The organism is Bradyrhizobium sp. P3_C3 (assembly GCF_056402655.1).
On the sequence record NZ_JBFUGY010000001.1, the window covers coordinates 347,373 to 362,999 of the forward strand.

12 protein-coding genes, 1 tRNA gene and 2 riboswitches are annotated in these 15,627 nt (G+C 64.6%); of the genes, 8 read left to right on the forward strand and 5 right to left on the reverse strand.

Annotated features, from left to right (window positions below; translation table 11 throughout):
- Window positions 1-17 precede the first annotated feature (17 nt).
- Window positions 18-443: a twin-arginine translocation pathway signal gene (locus AC1DW2_RS01930; RefSeq protein WP_166342429.1), complete on the reverse strand. Its 426-nt coding sequence runs from the start codon at window positions 441-443 to the stop codon at window positions 18-20.
- Between the two features lie 175 nt (window positions 444-618).
- Here AC1DW2_RS01930 and AC1DW2_RS01935 point away from each other — a divergent pair.
- A tRNA-Leu gene (locus AC1DW2_RS01935) sits at window positions 619-707 on the forward strand.
- A gap of 122 nt (window positions 708-829) precedes the next feature.
- On the opposite strand, the gene AC1DW2_RS01940 is transcribed toward AC1DW2_RS01935, so the two are convergent.
- Together AC1DW2_RS01940 and AC1DW2_RS01945 are read right to left on the reverse strand one after the other, a co-directional pair.
- Window positions 830-2,113: a hypothetical protein gene (locus tag AC1DW2_RS01940; protein ID WP_283016935.1), complete on the reverse strand. Its 1,284-nt coding sequence runs from the start codon at window positions 2,111-2,113 to the stop codon at window positions 830-832.
- Between the two features lie 250 nt (window positions 2,114-2,363).
- Window positions 2,364-3,143, reverse strand: a complete 780-nt coding sequence (locus AC1DW2_RS01945) for a crotonase/enoyl-CoA hydratase family protein (RefSeq protein ID WP_354124465.1) — start codon at window positions 3,141-3,143, stop codon at window positions 2,364-2,366.
- A gap of 98 nt (window positions 3,144-3,241) precedes the next feature.
- On the opposite strand from AC1DW2_RS01945, the gene AC1DW2_RS01950 reads away from it, so the two are divergent.
- Both AC1DW2_RS01950 and AC1DW2_RS01955 read left to right on the forward strand, forming a co-directional pair.
- On the forward strand, window positions 3,242-3,823 hold the full coding sequence (locus AC1DW2_RS01950; RefSeq protein ID WP_283016937.1) for a TetR/AcrR family transcriptional regulator: 582 nt from the start codon (window positions 3,242-3,244) through the stop codon (window positions 3,821-3,823).
- 180 nt (window positions 3,824-4,003) lie between these two features.
- Window positions 4,004-5,206: a multidrug effflux MFS transporter gene (locus AC1DW2_RS01955; protein ID WP_404979444.1), complete on the forward strand. Its 1,203-nt coding sequence runs from the start codon at window positions 4,004-4,006 to the stop codon at window positions 5,204-5,206.
- Between the two features lie 203 nt (window positions 5,207-5,409).
- Here the strand turns inward: AC1DW2_RS01955 and AC1DW2_RS01960 are convergent, their stop codons facing one another.
- Entirely contained in the window at window positions 5,410-7,005 is a 1,596-nt protein-coding gene (locus tag AC1DW2_RS01960; protein ID WP_283016938.1) for a glycosyltransferase family 39 protein, read from the reverse strand.
- Window positions 7,006-7,218: 213 nt separating this feature from the next.
- Window positions 7,219-8,829, reverse strand: coding sequence for an ABC transporter substrate-binding protein (locus AC1DW2_RS01965; protein ID WP_063982465.1), 1,611 nt, complete (start codon window positions 8,827-8,829; stop codon window positions 7,219-7,221).
- A gap of 267 nt (window positions 8,830-9,096) precedes the next feature.
- On the opposite strand from AC1DW2_RS01965, the gene AC1DW2_RS01970 reads away from it, so the two are divergent.
- From AC1DW2_RS01970 to AC1DW2_RS01990, 5 genes are all read left to right on the forward strand, one after another.
- On the forward strand, window positions 9,097-10,227 hold the full coding sequence (locus AC1DW2_RS01970) for a M20/M25/M40 family metallo-hydrolase (RefSeq protein ID WP_283016939.1): 1,131 nt from the start codon (window positions 9,097-9,099) through the stop codon (window positions 10,225-10,227).
- 95 nt (window positions 10,228-10,322) lie between these two features.
- A riboswitch (glycine riboswitch) is annotated at window positions 10,323-10,426 on the forward strand.
- 3 nt (window positions 10,427-10,429) lie between these two features.
- Window positions 10,430-10,544: riboswitch (glycine riboswitch) on the forward strand.
- A 67-nt stretch (window positions 10,545-10,611) separates the two neighbouring features.
- Window positions 10,612-11,913: a D-amino acid dehydrogenase gene (locus AC1DW2_RS01975; RefSeq protein ID WP_354100268.1), complete on the forward strand. Its 1,302-nt coding sequence runs from the start codon at window positions 10,612-10,614 to the stop codon at window positions 11,911-11,913.
- Window positions 11,914-12,094: 181 nt separating this feature from the next.
- Entirely contained in the window at window positions 12,095-13,036 is a 942-nt protein-coding gene (locus AC1DW2_RS01980; RefSeq protein ID WP_014494267.1) for an ABC transporter permease, read from the forward strand.
- 18 nt (window positions 13,037-13,054) lie between these two features.
- On the forward strand, window positions 13,055-13,942 hold the full coding sequence (locus AC1DW2_RS01985) for an ABC transporter permease (RefSeq protein WP_028150021.1): 888 nt from the start codon (window positions 13,055-13,057) through the stop codon (window positions 13,940-13,942).
- Window positions 13,943-13,956: 14 nt separating this feature from the next.
- On the forward strand, window positions 13,957-15,606 hold the full coding sequence (locus tag AC1DW2_RS01990; RefSeq protein WP_063986265.1) for an ABC transporter ATP-binding protein: 1,650 nt from the start codon (window positions 13,957-13,959) through the stop codon (window positions 15,604-15,606).
- The last annotated feature ends 21 nt before the right edge of the window (window positions 15,607-15,627 follow it).

Sequence of the window (15,627 nt, forward strand, 5' to 3'; positions counted from 1 at the left end):
GGCGCAATCGTATCAACTCAGCGAACGGCGCTACCGGATTTCGGGGCGGGCTTGATGTCCGGCCGCTGCGGAGCAGAGGCCGCCGGCGTCGCACCGGGCGGCGTTTCCCGGCACTTGTTGCGGCGCCATGCCTCCTCGGCAAGTTGCGACTGCCCGCGCACCGCGATGTAGTCGTTGCGATAGGCGAGCTCGGACACGACCGCGCCTCCCGCCCCGGTCTCAGCCTTCTCCATCAGCTTCTGCAACTGCTCGGTGCGGCTGGCGAGCGCCTTACGCTCAGCCTCGAGTTGCTTGCAGTCGTACAATTCGTACTTGCCCGGATCGGCAAAGGCCGGTGCGACCGTCTCGGTCATGCTGGCGCAACCGGACAGCGCCGCGCCCGCCGCGAGTAGCGCCAGAAATGCGCCCGAGTCGCGCAGGCGAGAGGAAAACGAAGCAGCCATGCCGGATGAATAGTCCCCGTGGATTGAGAATGCCTAAAGCAACAACAGATGTCCGGATTGAGGCTTTGCCTTGCGCAGCCGGCTCGCTTAAGGAAGAACCGCCCATCCGGCCCGCGAAACGCGCCAATTCCAGACGGCCGGAGGTGGACTTAACTAGTTGATCTCGTTGGATCAAGCGGGCATGGCGGAATTGGTAGACGCAAGGGACTTAAAATCCCTCGGCGCGCAAGCGCTGTGCCGGTTCGACCCCGGCTGCCCGCACCATCGGAGCTGACGGGGCGAGCCTCCGCCCAAAGGCGGACGGCAGACCGATGCTGTCACGGACCGGCTATGGCCTGCGCGGGGGCAAGGCGCCGTCCCTTTTGCGGCGGACGGGGCGGCATGCATTATGACTGCGCACCTTCCGTCTCCAGCCGCTTCGGCTCGGCACGAAAGTCGAGCAGCAGGATCCAGAAACTTGTCAGCGCAATGATGAGGAGGATGAAGCTGCCCTCGAATGCCGTCCCCAGAATCGAGATCAGTGCCGGAAAGGCGAGACCGACGGCGAGGAACGCGGCGAGTGCCAGGGCCGGAAGATCGACGACGAGGATCGCGGCATAAAGCGCGAGCTCGAAAAAGGCATATTCCTTGAGGCGCGGCGAGCTGAGATAGAGCGCAAACATCGCGAACACCGTGATGCGCATGGCGACGCGGGGATGATCCATCAGCCAGCGATCCAGTCGCACAAGAAGCGATCCGCCTTCCTGCGCCGGCTCGCTCGTGACCACGCGCAGGATGGACAAGGCGAACGGCACCAGCACGAGCGCGAGTGCTGCGCATGCATAGGTCGCGAACGTCACCGCCTTGCTGTCACCGAGGCCGGCATGATCCATGAGGTCGCGCGCCGCCAGCAGCAGCGACGGATTGATCTCGAAGAGATCGACGAGATGCTGGTCGGGGATCTTTCCGCTCATCGCCAGTTGCCAGCTTGCGAACAGCTCGGGGTACATCAGCCGCGATATCAGGATCGGCAATGCGAAGCTGAACGCCGCAACCACGATCAGCGTGAGCTTGCGGCCGCGCGGCAGCGGCAGGAAATAGAGCGCGGCCAGCACGGGAAAGAACACCAGCTTGAACGACGTCACGAGGCCGAGCAGCGCGGCGCCGGCGAGCCGCAACGGAAAGCTGCGGTCCTCAGACGCGCCGGACGCAGACGGAGAAAGCAGAAACCTCAACGCGACCGCGGTCAGCACGCCGCTCAGGATCGCGAAGTTGCCGGACGCCTGCACCCATTCGAAACCGACGAACGCGCCGAGCGCGCAGAGCACCCTCAGCGCAACATCGCGCGCGCCCGGGCGCGTTCGGCCAAGACCGGGCAAGAGGAGCCCGCAAAGCACGGTGAGGACAGGAAAGATGCCTTTGTAGTGATCGACCAGAAGTCCACCCGCGCACAAGGGACGGAAGATATCCAGCGTCACCGGCAGATAGGGATAAGAGAGCTTGGTGCCCTTCAGGTTCTTGACGAAATAGGGATCGAGCCCGCTGGCATACGCATCGACCGCCGCGCAATTGACGCGGGTGTCCCAGCCATATTTCATATCGAGCACGGCATCGTTGGCGAGATTGCCGAGCACCAGCAGTGCAGTCAGTGCGACCAGGCAGGCAAGCCAGAAATTCCGCCGCGAAGCCATGTCGGCCGAGGGTTCCAACCATCGTGCTGCACCGGTGACGTCGGACACAATCGGATACCTTGTTTGGCCGGGTCTCTCCCGGCGCCAACTCGGCGCCAGCCCGTGCCACCATGGACAGGATGGGTTGCGGATTCATCTCCCCTGTGCGTTGCGCTCGCGCTTATGGTGAATCCTTGGTTGCCAGCCGCCCGCCTGGACGGCGGGGAACCGGTTCCCTGTTGCCACGACCGCCAAATCCGCCGCGCCAGCCCTACCGCGACGCGCGGACGGCAAGCCAGGCGTCGAGCGCTTCGCGCGTGTCCCGTGTCGCCGCCATGCGTGCGAACTGCTCGCTCTCGATGGCGAGGCCTTCCGAGATCGAGACGTTGAGGCCCCGCGTGGCGGCGGTGATGACGCGGGCGACCGCCAGGTGCGAATGCCGCGTGATGCGGTCTGCCAGCGCGAAGGCTGCGTCCAGCAGCTGCCCGTGCGGCACGACCTGGTTGACCAAACCGATCTCATGAGCCCGCTGTGGTGAAAAGGAATCTCCTGTCAGGAGATATTCGAGCGCCCGCTTCCGGCCTGCGAGCCGTGGCAGGCGCTGCGTGCCGCCGAAGGTCGGCGTGATTCCGATCGCAATCTCGGGCTTGGCAAAGCTCGCCCGCTCGCTCGCGACGGCGAGATGCACGGCTTCCGTGATCTCGCAGCCGCCGCCGAAGGCGATGCCGTTCACGGCGGCGATGATCGGCTTCGGAAACGCCTCCATGCGCGCCGTCATCGCCTGCCCGCGCCGCACGAAGGCCTTTACCGCCGCGTCCGGCCCGCATTTCACGCTCTCCGAGAACTCGGCGATGTCGGCGCCGGCCGAGAAGGCGCGGTCGCCCGCCCCGGTCAGGATCACGGCGCGGATATCGGCATCGTCCTCGATACGATCGAGGATCGCCATCAGGCGGTCGACGAGGGCGTAGCTCAGCGCATTGAGCTTGTTCGGGCGATTGAACGTCAGCAGCGCGACAGCGCCTCGCGTTTCGGAGAGTACGAGATCGGACAAGTGCAGGCTCCTTCCAGGTCGAATTCCAGGTCGAACAGGCGCGGAAGTCAGCCACAGCGGTCTTGTCGTGTATACTCACTAGGCAGTATACATTCGCGATGTCAGGCAAAGGCGACACCACTCGCGAGCAGATCGTCATCGCGGCGACGCGCCTGTTCTATGGCGAAGGCATCAGGGCGGTGAGCATGGACGCGGTCGCCGAGAAGGCCGGCGTCACCAAGAAGACGCTCTATTATCACTTCACCAGCAAGGACGAGCTCGTCGCCGAGACCATCGCGGCCAGGGACCAGCCGACGCTGGAGCTCTATATGCGCTGGTTCGCCGAGACCGAGGGCACGGTGGCCGACAAGGTCCGCGGTCTCTTCACAAGGCTCGGACGCTCCGTTAATACGCCGCGATGGCGCGGCTGCGGATTCCTGCGCACCATCGCCGAGCTCGCAAACACCCCGGCACATCCCGCGGTCAAGGCCGGCGCGGCGCACAAGAAGCGTTTTGAAGCGTGGCTCGAAACCGAATTGCGCGGGCATGGCGTTGCCGGTGCAGCGGCGGTCGCGCGCCAGCTCGTGATCCTGCTCGACGGCGCCACGACCGTGATGCTGATCCATCGCGATCTCGACTATGTCGACACCGCGGGACGGTTGGCGCTCGGCCTGGTCGAGCAGGCCGCTAGCGCACGATGATGGACGAGGCGGCCCTTCCCGAGCCCGGCGACATCACCAATTCTTGTGCACCCGCCTGTCAGCCATCCCGAAACATGGGTTGTGCGACGCAGCATAACCGATAGAAAAGCCTCTGATTTTCAGAGGTGAGCTTTGTCCGACGTCAATGCCGACGATTGGGTGTCCTCGGGACACCGGCCCATGGGTTTTCCAGAATTCGTCATCGTGATCGCGTCCATCATGGCGCTGAATCCGCTTGCGATGGACATGATGCTGCCGGCGCTGCCCAACATCGGGGCAGCCTTCGCCATTCCCAACGCCAACCATCTTCAGCTGGTGCTCTCGACCTTCCTGATCGGCTTCGGTGCCGGGCAGTTCGTCATGGGCCCGTTGTCGGACCGCTTCGGGCGCCGCCCGGTGCTGCTCGGCGGCATGGCCGTCTATGCGGTGGCGAGCGTGCTGGCGGTCGCCGCGCCCTCGTTCGAGACGCTGCTGCTGGCGCGCGCGCTGCAAGGGCTCGGCACGTCGGCGACGCGCGTGATCGCGACCTCGATCGTGCGCGACTGCTATGTCGGCCGCCGGATGGCGAGCGTGATGTCGCTCGCCATGATGGTGTTCATCGCGGTGCCGGTGATCGCGCCCTCGTTCGGGCAGGCGGTGCTGCTGGTCACGCAATGGCGCGGCATCTTCGTCGTACTGATGCTCTACGGACTGCTCGCGCTCGCATGGAGCGTGCTGCGGCTGCCCGAAACCCTTCCGGAGTCCGAGCGCAGGTCGCTGGCGCCCGCAGACGTGCTCTCGGCGTTCCGGCAGACCGTGACCAACCGCCAGACCATCGGCTATGCGACGGCCGCCGGCAGCGTGATAGGCGCGCTCTTTGCCTATGTCTTCTCGGCGCAGCAGGTCTTCACCGGCGTCTATCATCTCGGCCATTATTTCCCGATTGCCTTCGCCGCGATCGCGGCCGGCACCGCGATCGCCGGCTTCCTCAATGCGAAGCTGGTCGGACGGCTGGGCATGCGCGTGATCTCGCACGGCGCGCTGACGCTCTACACCGCGGTTGCGGGCGTGATGCTGCTGACGGAAAGCCTCGGCATGCTGCCGCTCTCGTTGTTCATGGTGCTGTCCGCCCTGATGATGTTCTCGTTCGGCATGATGGTCGCGAACTTCACCGCACTGGCCATGGAGCCGCAGGGCCATATCGCCGGCACCGCCTCCTCGCTCTACGGCTCGATCACGACGCTGATCGGCATCGTCGTCGGCATGGCGATCGGGCAGAGTTTCGACGGCACGCTGCTGCCGTTCTCGGTCGGCTTCTTCCTGTCGACGCTGGCGGCGCTTGCGATCGTGCTGGTGGTGGAAAAGGGACGGCTGTTCAAGCCGCATCATCGTCCCATCGCATGAGGAACTTCCCGGCCGCGTCGATGTTGTACTGCAGCAATTCGAAAGGCCGCCTCATGGAACCGGAACATCGCGAAGACAACACCACCCCGGATCGGGCGGAAACGGAACGCCCGACGTCGGGCGCCGACCGAACTGCGTTCACTCCCCCCTTCGCGAGCGAAGGCCTCGAGCGAATCCGCGACAGCCACTGCTGAGCGCAAAGCCTAGTCCGTCGGGCGCCTGCTGGCGCTGAAGTCCTGCGCGGCGCTCTCGGGCGTCGCGCTGCTCGTTCGCGGTGGCACGATCAGCACGACCACGTCTCGAGTCAGGCCGGGCCTGCCCCATAGCGTCGCCTGCACGGTGAACTGGCGCTTGACGAAATGCTCGGCGCGCGCGGACACGGACTCCATCCACCTGCCGCAATAGTCCTGGCCGCTGAAACAGAGCGCGGCCCAGCCGCGATCCAGTGTCGTCTTTCGCGGCATGCCCCATGTGTACTGAAACTCGAACGGCCGCGCGTAGTACGGATGGTCCGGACTGTAGAACGCGGTCGCAAAGGCCAGCGAATCGTCGCCGCTGACGGCGCTGAGGGGCTCGCCGGTCAGCTCGTGCCATTCCCGGGTGAGCTCACTGGCTACCTGCGCGTAGAAATTCCGGCCCTCTTCGTAGCCGTGATTGTTGCGATAGACGGCGTGAATCGGAGCGGCGACGAAGACAGCGGCGAGCCCAACGATTGCGGTGATGACCGTGACATTGACGGTGTAGAATCTTTCGATCGGGTAGCGCGTGCCGCAAACGATCAGCACGACGAACAGGAACAGCCCTTGCAGCGCCCATAGCGACGGCAGATCGGTGCCCATCGCCAGCGACGTCAGGACCGGCAGCACGATCGTGCCGATCGCAACGTAAAAAAGAAGCCGCAGGCCGGAACTCATCGCGGCGAAGTCGGCCGCAAATTGTTTCAGCCGTGTGCCGGCGATGATCACCCAGAAGACGGCCGATACGCTGATGGCCGCCACGAGTCCGAGCAGGAAGTTCTGCACCTCGCCGAGCGAGCTCACGAAGTTGCCGTTGGCGTGCGCCATCGCGTAGGTGAAGGCCGACGCGCCCGTCGTCGCGAGCCAGTAGATATGCGGCGACAACATCGCGACCCCGACCACGACCGATATCCACGGCGAAGCGGACGCGAAATAGGCGCGGCGCGCGGGATGCGCCAGCGCGGCAAATGCAAAGCTCGCCACGAGGAAGACCGAATAATATTTGCCGACCATCGCCAGCGCCGTCGTGCATCCTACGGCGACCGCCCAGGCCGCGCTGCGGGTCTCGAACGCGCGCAGAAAACACCAGGTCGCGAGCGGCCAGAGCGCAAGCAGCACCGTATTGGCATTGAAGCGCTGGGCGTGGAATTGATAGGCCGGCGTCAGCATCAGGAGCAGCAGCACCAGGATGCGTTTGTGCCCGGTCACGAACTGCCGTGCGATCCGGTCGACGAAAAACAGGGCGAGCCCGGCATTGGCCATCGCCATCAATTGCAGCGACCAGTCGCTGAGCGGGAAGACGGAGGTCCACACCGCCGTAACCCAGCCCATCAGCGGCGGATGCTTGTGGTAGCCCCACGCGAAACGGCGCCCGAGCGTCCAGGCCTCGAGGGTATCAGGGTGCAGGCCGCTGCCGGCATAGGCAACGACCAGATAGATCGTCCAGAGCGCGACAAAGCACACAATGAGAAGCGGAACGGCCCAACCCGCCTCGACGCCGTCGAGCCAGCGCAGGAAAGGCCGCCGCCATCGCGCCGGCGCGCGATCGGACCGCTCGGCCATCGCCCGAAATGAAAAATCAATCGACACGGGACTCAAATGCAGGAAGGAAGTGATGTGCGAACCGCGCACATCTATTTCAAGTCAGAAACAAATAGCAATGATTGGACACTGGAAGAGTTAAAAGCTGACGCGAGGCTGACAAACGAAAACGGCGCCGCTGATGACAGCGACGCCGCGTAACGCTCGGGGAAGGCGCGCTGGCGCGCCCTCGCCTTACTCGGTCTTGTCGATGTTCCAGAACACCGGCGTCGCCGGGCCGTCGAGCACGCCGGTGAGCGACTTCCGCCACGCGCTCGGCGCCAGATACTGGCCGAGCGGCACGTAGATCACCTGGTCATAGGCTTCCTTCTGGATCTCGGTCGCGATCTTCTTCTGATCGTCGAGCGAGGCGGCGCGGACGAAGTCGTCCTTGAGCTTCTCGATCTTGGCGTTTTCCGCCCAGCCGAACCAGCCCTTCTTGCCCTGGCCGCCGATCGACAGATTGGCGATCGGGTTGGACACGTCGGCGCTGACCCAGTTGGTGAAGAACATGTTCCAGCCGCCCTCCTTCGGAGGCTTCTGGCTGGCGCGCCGGCTGACCACCGTCTGCCAGTCGGTCGCCTGCGCGTCGACCTTGAAGCCGGCCTCGCGGAGCAACTGCACCGCGACCGTCGGCTGCGCCTTCAGCGTCACGACGTCGCCGGGCACCATGACCACGACGGGCGTGCCGTCATAGCCGGACTCGGCGAGCGCCTTCTTGGCTTCGGCCATGCCGTTGCCCTTGACCAGCGATTCCGAGCCGACGTCGGTCGCGAACGGCGTATCGCAGATGAAGAACGCACCGCAGATCTTGTAGTATTTGGGATTGCCGACGAGCGCGTCGAGCACGTCCTTCTGATTCATCGCCAGAAGTGCGGCACGGCGGATCTTCGGATTGTCGAAGGGCGGATAGAGGAAGTTCATGCGCCCAAGGGTCTGGTAGCCGAACTTGTTCAGCGTCTCGGTCTTGAGGTCGGCATTGCCTTCAAGGACGGGCAGCAGATCCCACGGCGGCACTTCCATGAAGTCGATGTCGCCCGATTGCAGCGCGTTCACTGCGGTCTGCGCATCCGGCATGGTGATCCATTCGACGCGATCGACCTTGACCACCTTGCCTCCGGCAGTCCAGCTCGACGCCTCCTTGCGCGGCACGTAGTCGGTGTTCTTGACGTACACCGCCTTCACGCCGGGCTGGAATTCGCCCTGCACGAACTTGAACGGGCCGGAGCCGATCTGCTCGGGGATCTGCTTGTCCGGCGGCGTTTCGGCGAGACGCTTCGGCATCATGAAGGCGACGCGCGAGGACGGCTTGCCGATGGATTCGAGCACGAGGCCGTAGGGCTCCTTCAGCTTCAGCGTGATCGTCTTGGGGTCGGTCGCCTCGATGCTCGCAGTAAACTGCATCATCTGCTGGCCCATGCCGTCGACCGCGGCCCAGCGCTTCAGCGAAGCGGCGCAGTCTTCCGCCGTCACCGGCGTACCGTCGTGCCACTTCAGGCCGTCGCGCAGCGTGAAGGTGTAGGTGAGCTTGTCGTCGGAGATCTTCCAGTCCGCCATCTGCGGCTGGATCTTGAAGTTCGAGTCCGTCGCGATCAGCGTGTCGTAGACCATGTAGCCATGGTCACGCGTGATGTAGGCGGTGGTGAAAATCGGATCGATGATGCGCAGATCCGAATGCATCACCGCAGTGATGGTCTTGCTGGCGGCGGCAAGTACCGGCGAGGCCATCGCCGTCGAAAGCGCAACGACCGATAGCGCAAGTGTGGAGGCGAACGCGCGACGCCCCCGGCGCATCAAGCTCAACATAAAAGTTTCTCCTGACGTGAAACTGTTCAAAGGCAGGTTATTGGTTGAGCATTCGGTTCGTTCTTTAGGCGAACTAACCTCATGCGATGCCTTTGTCTTTCGAGACTTGCAGACAGTGTTGAGCGCGTCAATCCGGTTTCGCTGCAGCCCCAAGCGGCGCGCCCACGGGCTCCACAAAGATCGGTTTGGCTCTACAACGCTTTCCGCCAGTCCCGTCCGCGCCAATGCAATGCGCGTTCCATCTTTCGAAGCTTGAGAGACATTAAGATGAATCCAGCCAATCTTCCCTTCGATTCCGAGGCGATGCTCGAGGGCCTGCGCACCTGGGTGGAATGCGAGAGCCCGACCTGGGACGCGGGTGCCGTCAACCGCATGCTCGATATCGCAGCGCGGGATATGGCGATCATGGGTGCGACGATCGAACGCATCGGCGGCCGACAGGGCTTCGGCGGCGTGATCCGCGCGCGCTTCCCGCATCCGAAGCAGGGCGAGCCGGGCATCCTGATCGCCGGCCACATGGATACCGTCCACCCGGTCGGCACCATCGAGAAGCTGAAATGGCGGCGTGAGGGCAACAAGTGCTACGGCCCCGGCATCTACGACATGAAGGGCGGCAACTATCTCTCGCTGGAAGCGATCCGGCAGCTGGCACGTGCTTCCTTCACCACGCCGTTGCCGATCACGGTGCTGTTTACGCCCGACGAGGAAGTCGGCACGCCCTCGACGCGCGACATCATCGAGGCGGAGGCCGCGCGCAACAAATATGTGCTGGTGCCCGAACCGGGCCGCGCCGACAACGGTGTCACCACCGGACGTTACGCCATCGCGCGTTTCAATCTGGAAGCGACGGGCCGGCCGAGCCATGCCGGCGCGACATTGTCGGCCGGACGCTCGGCGATCCGCGAGATGGCGCGGCAGATCCTCGCCATCGACGCGATGACGACGGAGGACTGCACCTTCTCGGTCGGCGTCGTGCACGGCGGACAATGGGTCAATTGCGTTGCCACGACCGCCACCGGCGAGGCGCTGTCCATGGCCAAGCGCCAGGCCGATCTCGACCGCGGCGTCGAGCGGATGCTGGCGTTGTCGGGCACGTCCAATGATGTCACGTTCAAGGTGACGCGCGGCGTCACGCGCCCCGTATGGGAGCCCGATGCCGGCACCATGGCGCTGTATGAAAAGGCGCGCGGCATCGCCAAATCGCTCGGCACTGAGCTGCCGCATGCGAGCTCCGGCGGCGGCTCCGACGGCAACTTTACCGGCGCGATGGGCATCCCGACGCTCGACGGCCTCGGCGTGCGTGGCGGCAACGGCCACACGCTGGAAGAATTCATCGAGGTCGAGAGCCTGGTTGAACGCGGGCGCCTTATGGCGGGCCTGCTGGCGACCCTGGAGTAAATTGAATCAACTTCGCACTGCACAATGCGTTGGCAGTCGCGGTTTAAATTTAGCCTTGTCTAAAAATGAGGCGCATCGTACTGCTCGATTGTCCACGCGACGATGCGGGAGAGATCGCAACGAGAGTTCAGGCTTTCGTTGCGGCGCCGACGGAGCAACCGCCCCGGAAACTCTCAGGCAAAAGGACCGTATCGTCAGGACGATCTGGAGAGAGGCGGCACGGCCAATGTGGTCGTGACGTCCACCGAAGGGGATAGTCCGGAGCTGACCTCGCCGAGGTCCGCGCCGGATCAAGCTCTCAGGTAACCGTGACAGATGGGGCGCCGCCAACGGCCTTTGGCCGGCGGTTAGCCGACTCTAACTCACGGGAGCCCCGAACCTGCCATGACCCATATCGCCATCATCGGCGCCGGCATCACCGGCGTAACGACCGCCTATGCCCTGCTCGAACGCGGATACAAGGTGACGGTGCTCGACAAGCACCGCTACGCCGCGATGGAGACGTCCTTCGCCAACGGCGGACAGCTCTCCGCCAGCAATGCCGAAGTGTGGAACAGCACCGCCACGATCCTGAAAGGCCTGCGCTGGATGTTCCGGCGCGATGCGCCGCTGCTGATGAACCCGCGGCCGAACTGGCACAAATATTCGTGGATGAGCGAGTTCGTCGCCAATATCGGCAACTACCGCGCCAACACGGTTCAGACCACGCGGCTCGCGATCGAAGCCCGCAAGCATCTGTTCGAGATCGCGGAGCGCGAAGGCATCGACTTCGATCTCGAACGCCGCGGCATCCTGCACATCTATCACGACAAGAGGGGTTTTGAATCCGGCCTGCAGGTCAATGCGCTGCTGAAGGAAGGCGGGCTCGATCGCCGCCCGGTGACGCCGGAGGAGATCCGCGCCATCGAGCCGACGCTGCGCAAGGACTATTTTGGCGGCTTCTACACGCCGTCGGATGCGACCGGCGATATCCACAAGTTCACGCGCGGACTTGCGGAAGCCTGCAAGCGGCGCGGCGCGACCTTTATCCACGAAGCCAACATCGATTCCATTGCCCAGGCAGGTGGCGGCTTTGTCATCGGCTGGGCTGATCTTTCGGCCAGTGATGCTGTCGCATCCGCGCGCGGCATGCTGAAGGCGGATGGCGTCGTGGTCTGCGCCGGTGTGGCCAGCCGCCACTTCGCCGCCCTCCTCGACGAGCGCGTCAACGTCTATCCGGTGAAGGGCTATTCGATCACCGTTCAGCTCGACACTGCCGCAAGCCGCAATGCGACGCCGACCGTGAGCCTGCTCGACGAAGCCGCCAAGATCGTCACCAGCCGGCTCGGCGCCGATCGTTTCCGCGTCGCAGGCACCGCCGAATTCAACGACTTCAACCGCGACATCCGCGCCGACCGCGTGCAGCCGCTGGTCGACTGGGTGCGCAGCAACTTCCCCGGCGTCGAAACGTCCAAGGTCGTGCCTTGGGCCGGGCTGCGGCCGATGATGCCGAACATGATGCCCGTGGTGCGCGCAGGACGGATGCCGGGCGTGTTCTTCAACACCGGTCACGGCCATCTCGGCTGGACCTTGTCGGCGGCGACCGCGCAGATGATTGCCGGGACCATCGACGGCTGGCGCGGGCTCAACGCACCGCCGACCGCACCCTCACTCAGGGTTGAGCGCGAGTTCCGCCATGCATCCTGAGTGGCCGATATCGGAGGCTCGGCGGCCTCTTGCGACCGCCCTGCCCTTGGCACACAATTTGCCCCGAAAGGTCGGCTTCTCCGGCCGGCTTTCCAGCCCGAGTGACAGGCGTGCATGATAGACAGAACCGATTCCACAGGGGCCTCTCGGCCCCACAAGTTCCGCAGCCGGAGATAGGTGCATGCTAGGTTATCTCATTCGCCGCGTTCTGGCCGCGGTGCCCGTGATGGGCGTCGTCGCGCTGTTCGTCTTCCTGCTGCTGCGGCTGACGCCGGGCGATCCCGCCGCCATTCTCGCCGGCGATAACGCCACGCCGGAACGGCTGGAACGCATCCGCGACTCGCTCGGCCTCAACGAACCGCTGATCGTGCAATTCATCACCTGGGTGAACAAGCTGCTGCACGGCGATCTCGGAACGTCGCTGATCTCCAACCTGCCAGTCATGAAGATGATCAGCCAGCGCGTCGAGCCGTCGATTTCGATCGCGCTCTCGACGATCATTCTCGCCGTGATCGTCGCCGTGCCGCTCGGCGTCATCGCGGCGTGGAAGCACGGCACCTGGATCGACCGTTTCGTGATGGGCCTCTCCGTGCTCGGCTTCTCCGTGCCGGTGTTCGTGGTCGGCTATCTCCTGATCGAGGTCTTCGCGATCGACCTGCGCTGGGTGCCGGTGCAGGGCTTCCGCAGCATCTTCAACGGCTTTGGACCGTTCTTCGAGCGCATCATCCTGCCGACCTGCGCGCTCTCGTTCATCTACATCGCGCTGATCGCGCGCATGACGCGTGCGGCGATGCTCGACGTGCTCGGTGAGGACTACGTCCGCACCGCCCGCGCCAAGGGCATCAACGAGGTCGCCGTGATGATGCGCCATGCGCTGCGCAATGCCGCGGTGCCCGTCATCACCGTAATCGGCACCGGCTTTGCGCTGCTGATTTCCGGCGTCGTCGTCACCGAGAGCGTGTTCAACATCCCCGGCATCGGCCGCCTCACGGTAGACGCTGTGCTGGCGCGCGACTATCCGGTCATCCAGGCGATGATCCTGCTGACGTCGCTGATCTATGTCGTCGTCAATCTCCTGATCGACGTCGCCTATACGCTGCTCGATCCCCGGATCCGGTACTGAGGCAAGGATACCAACAATATGTCCGTCGATAGCCTCCCCCAGTCGTCCATTCCGATCACGTCGCCACTGCGGCCGCGTTTCGGATTCCTCACCTCGACGCCGATCATTGCGGCGGCCACGATCCTGCTCGCGCTGATCGTGCTGGTCTCGATCCTGGCGCCGCTGATCGCGCCGCACGATCCGGTCCAGCTTGCGCCCTCGCAGCGGCTGAAGCCGGCCTCGGCGCAGTTCCTGCTCGGCACCGACGCCTATGGCCGTGACCTCTTGTCGCGCGTCATCTATGGCGGCCGCATCTCGCTCCTGATCGGCATCGGCTCGGCGATCCTGTCGATCGTCATCGGCCTTGCGATCGGCCTCGTCTCCGGCTTCTTCAAGCTGGTCGATGCCGTCCTGATGCGCGTCATGGACGGCCTCATGGCGATGCCGAGCATCCTGCTCGCGATCGCCGTGGTGTCGCTGTCCGGCGCCAGCATCTGGACCGTGCTGGTCGCGATCACCATCCCCGAAATACCGCGCGTGGCACGCCTGGTACGCTCGGTCGTGCTGTCCGCGCGCGAGGAGCCTTACGTCGAGGCTGCGATCTCGGTCGGCTCCAGCCTGCCGAAGATCATGTGGCGCCATCTGATGCCGAACACGATCGCGCCGCTGATCGTCCAGGGCACCTATGTCTGCGCTTCCGCGATCCTGACCGAGGCCATCCTCTCCTTCCTCGGCGCCGGCATCTCGCCGGAGACGCCGACCTGGGGCAACATCATGGCCGAGGGCCGTCAGTATTTTCAGCTCAAGCCGACGCTGATCTTCTGGCCGGGCCTGCTGCTTTCGATCGCCATCCTCAGCATCAATCTGATCGGCGACGCCGCCCGCGACGCCCTCGATCCCCGCATGAAGCAGCGGGAGGGCAAGTGATGACGGATCAAGTGATGACCAACCCAGTTCTCGACATCAACAACCTCGTCGTCTCCATCGGCAAGAAGCCGAAGGGCGCAAACATCATCGACGGGATCTCGATCCAGGTGCATAAGGGCGAGACACTGTGTCTCGTCGGCGAAAGCGGCTCGGGCAAGTCGGTGACCTCGCTCACCACGATGGGCCTGCTGCCGAAGGGCACGCTGGTTCCGACCGGCGGCAGCGTCAAGCTGGTCGGCGAAGAGATTCTCACCGCGACCGATCGCCGCCTGCGCCAGCTCCGCGCGACGCAGATGGCGATGATCTTCCAGGAGCCGATGACCGCGCTCAATCCGGTGGTGCCGGTCGGCCGTCAGATCGACGAGGTCCTGCGCGCCCACACCGATCTCGACGCCAAGGCGCGGAAGAAGCGCATTCTCGACATGATGGAGCAGGTCCGCCTGCCCCAGGTCGAGCGTATCTTCGCCTCCTATCCGCATCGCCTGTCCGGCGGCCAGCGCCAGCGCATCATGATCGCGATGGCGCTGGTGCTGGAGCCGAAGCTGCTGATCGCCGACGAGCCGACCACCGCGCTCGACGTCACCACGCAGAAGCAGATCCTGACGCTGATCCGCGACCTCCAGCGCGATCACGGCACCGCCGTCCTGTTCATCACCCACGACATGGGCGTGGTCGCCGAGATCGCCGACCGCGTCGCCGTGATGCGGCAGGGCCGGCTGGTCGAGACCGGTCCGCTCGAGACCGTGCTGCGCAACCCGACCATGGAGTACACCCGCAATTTGCTTTCTGCGGTGCCGAGCCTGGTGCCGCGCGCGGCGCGGCCCGAGACCAAGGAGCCGGTGGTGCTGGAGGCCAACGAGCTCGGCAAGGTCTATAAGGAGCGCGCCTTCTTCGGCAAAGGCCGCGAGGTCGTCGCCGCCGACAAGGTCACGCTGACGCTGCGCAAGGGCCGCACGCTCGGCATCGTCGGCGAGAGCGGCTCGGGCAAGTCCACCGTCGCGCGGTGCATCGTGCGCCTGATCGATCCGACCTCCGGCGGCGTGCGTCTCGCCGGCCGCGAGATCGCCGACATCTCGCGCCGCCTGCTCCAGCCGCACCGGCAGAAGATCCAGATCGTGTTCCAGGATCCCTATCGCTCGCTCAACCCGCGCATTACCGTCGGCGAGAGCATCGCGGAAGGCCCGATCAATTACGGCACCTCGCATGCCGATGCGATGAAGCGGGCGCGCGAACTGCTCGAGCTCGTTGGCCTGCCCGCGGACGCAGTGACGCGCTATCCGCACCAGTTCTCCGGCGGCCAGCGCCAGCGCATCGCCATTGCGCGTGCGCTCGCGCTCGACCCCGACGTGCTGGTCGCGGACGAAGCGGTCTCGGCACTCGACGTCTCGGTTCAGGCGCAGGTGCTGGAACTGCTCGACGAGATCCAGAACCGGCTCGGCATCGCCATCCTGTTCATTACCCACGATCTGCGCGTCGCAGCCCAGATCTGCGACGAGGTCGTGGTGATGCAGCACGGCCGTGTCGTCGAACAGGGCCTGGCCGCCGAGGTGCTGACCCATCCGAAGGAAGCCTACACCAGGGCGCTGCTGGAGGCCGCACCGGGCCGCGGCTGGGATTTTGCGAACTTCAGGCCGGTGTCGGAAGGCGTCGCGGCTACGGCTTAGGTTTGTCCACTCGTCATTGCG

What these genes read in the sequence shown, in the direction of transcription:
- AC1DW2_RS01940 (WP_283016935.1), bottom strand. Translation starts at nt 2,113, where the DNA reads ATGGCTTCGCGGCGGAATTTCTGGCTTGCCTGCCTGGTCGCACTGACT.
- AC1DW2_RS01980 (WP_014494267.1), top strand. Translation starts at nt 12,095, where the DNA reads ATGCTAGGTTATCTCATTCGCCGCGTTCTGGCCGCGGTGCCCGTGATG.
- AC1DW2_RS01985 (WP_028150021.1), top strand. Translation starts at nt 13,055, where the DNA reads ATGTCCGTCGATAGCCTCCCCCAGTCGTCCATTCCGATCACGTCGCCA.
- AC1DW2_RS01975 (WP_354100268.1), top strand. Translation starts at nt 10,612, where the DNA reads ATGACCCATATCGCCATCATCGGCGCCGGCATCACCGGCGTAACGACC.
- AC1DW2_RS01965 (WP_063982465.1), bottom strand. Translation starts at nt 8,829, where the DNA reads ATGTTGAGCTTGATGCGCCGGGGGCGTCGCGCGTTCGCCTCCACACTT.
- AC1DW2_RS01950 (WP_283016937.1), top strand. Translation starts at nt 3,242, where the DNA reads ATGTCAGGCAAAGGCGACACCACTCGCGAGCAGATCGTCATCGCGGCG.
- AC1DW2_RS01955 (WP_404979444.1), top strand. Translation starts at nt 4,004, where the DNA reads ATGGGTTTTCCAGAATTCGTCATCGTGATCGCGTCCATCATGGCGCTG.
- AC1DW2_RS01970 (WP_283016939.1), top strand. Translation starts at nt 9,097, where the DNA reads ATGAATCCAGCCAATCTTCCCTTCGATTCCGAGGCGATGCTCGAGGGC.
- AC1DW2_RS01930 (WP_166342429.1), bottom strand. Translation starts at nt 443, where the DNA reads ATGGCTGCTTCGTTTTCCTCTCGCCTGCGCGACTCGGGCGCATTTCTG.
- AC1DW2_RS01990 (WP_063986265.1), top strand. Translation starts at nt 13,957, where the DNA reads ATGACCAACCCAGTTCTCGACATCAACAACCTCGTCGTCTCCATCGGC.
- AC1DW2_RS01960 (WP_283016938.1), bottom strand. Translation starts at nt 7,005, where the DNA reads ATGGCCGAGCGGTCCGATCGCGCGCCGGCGCGATGGCGGCGGCCTTTC.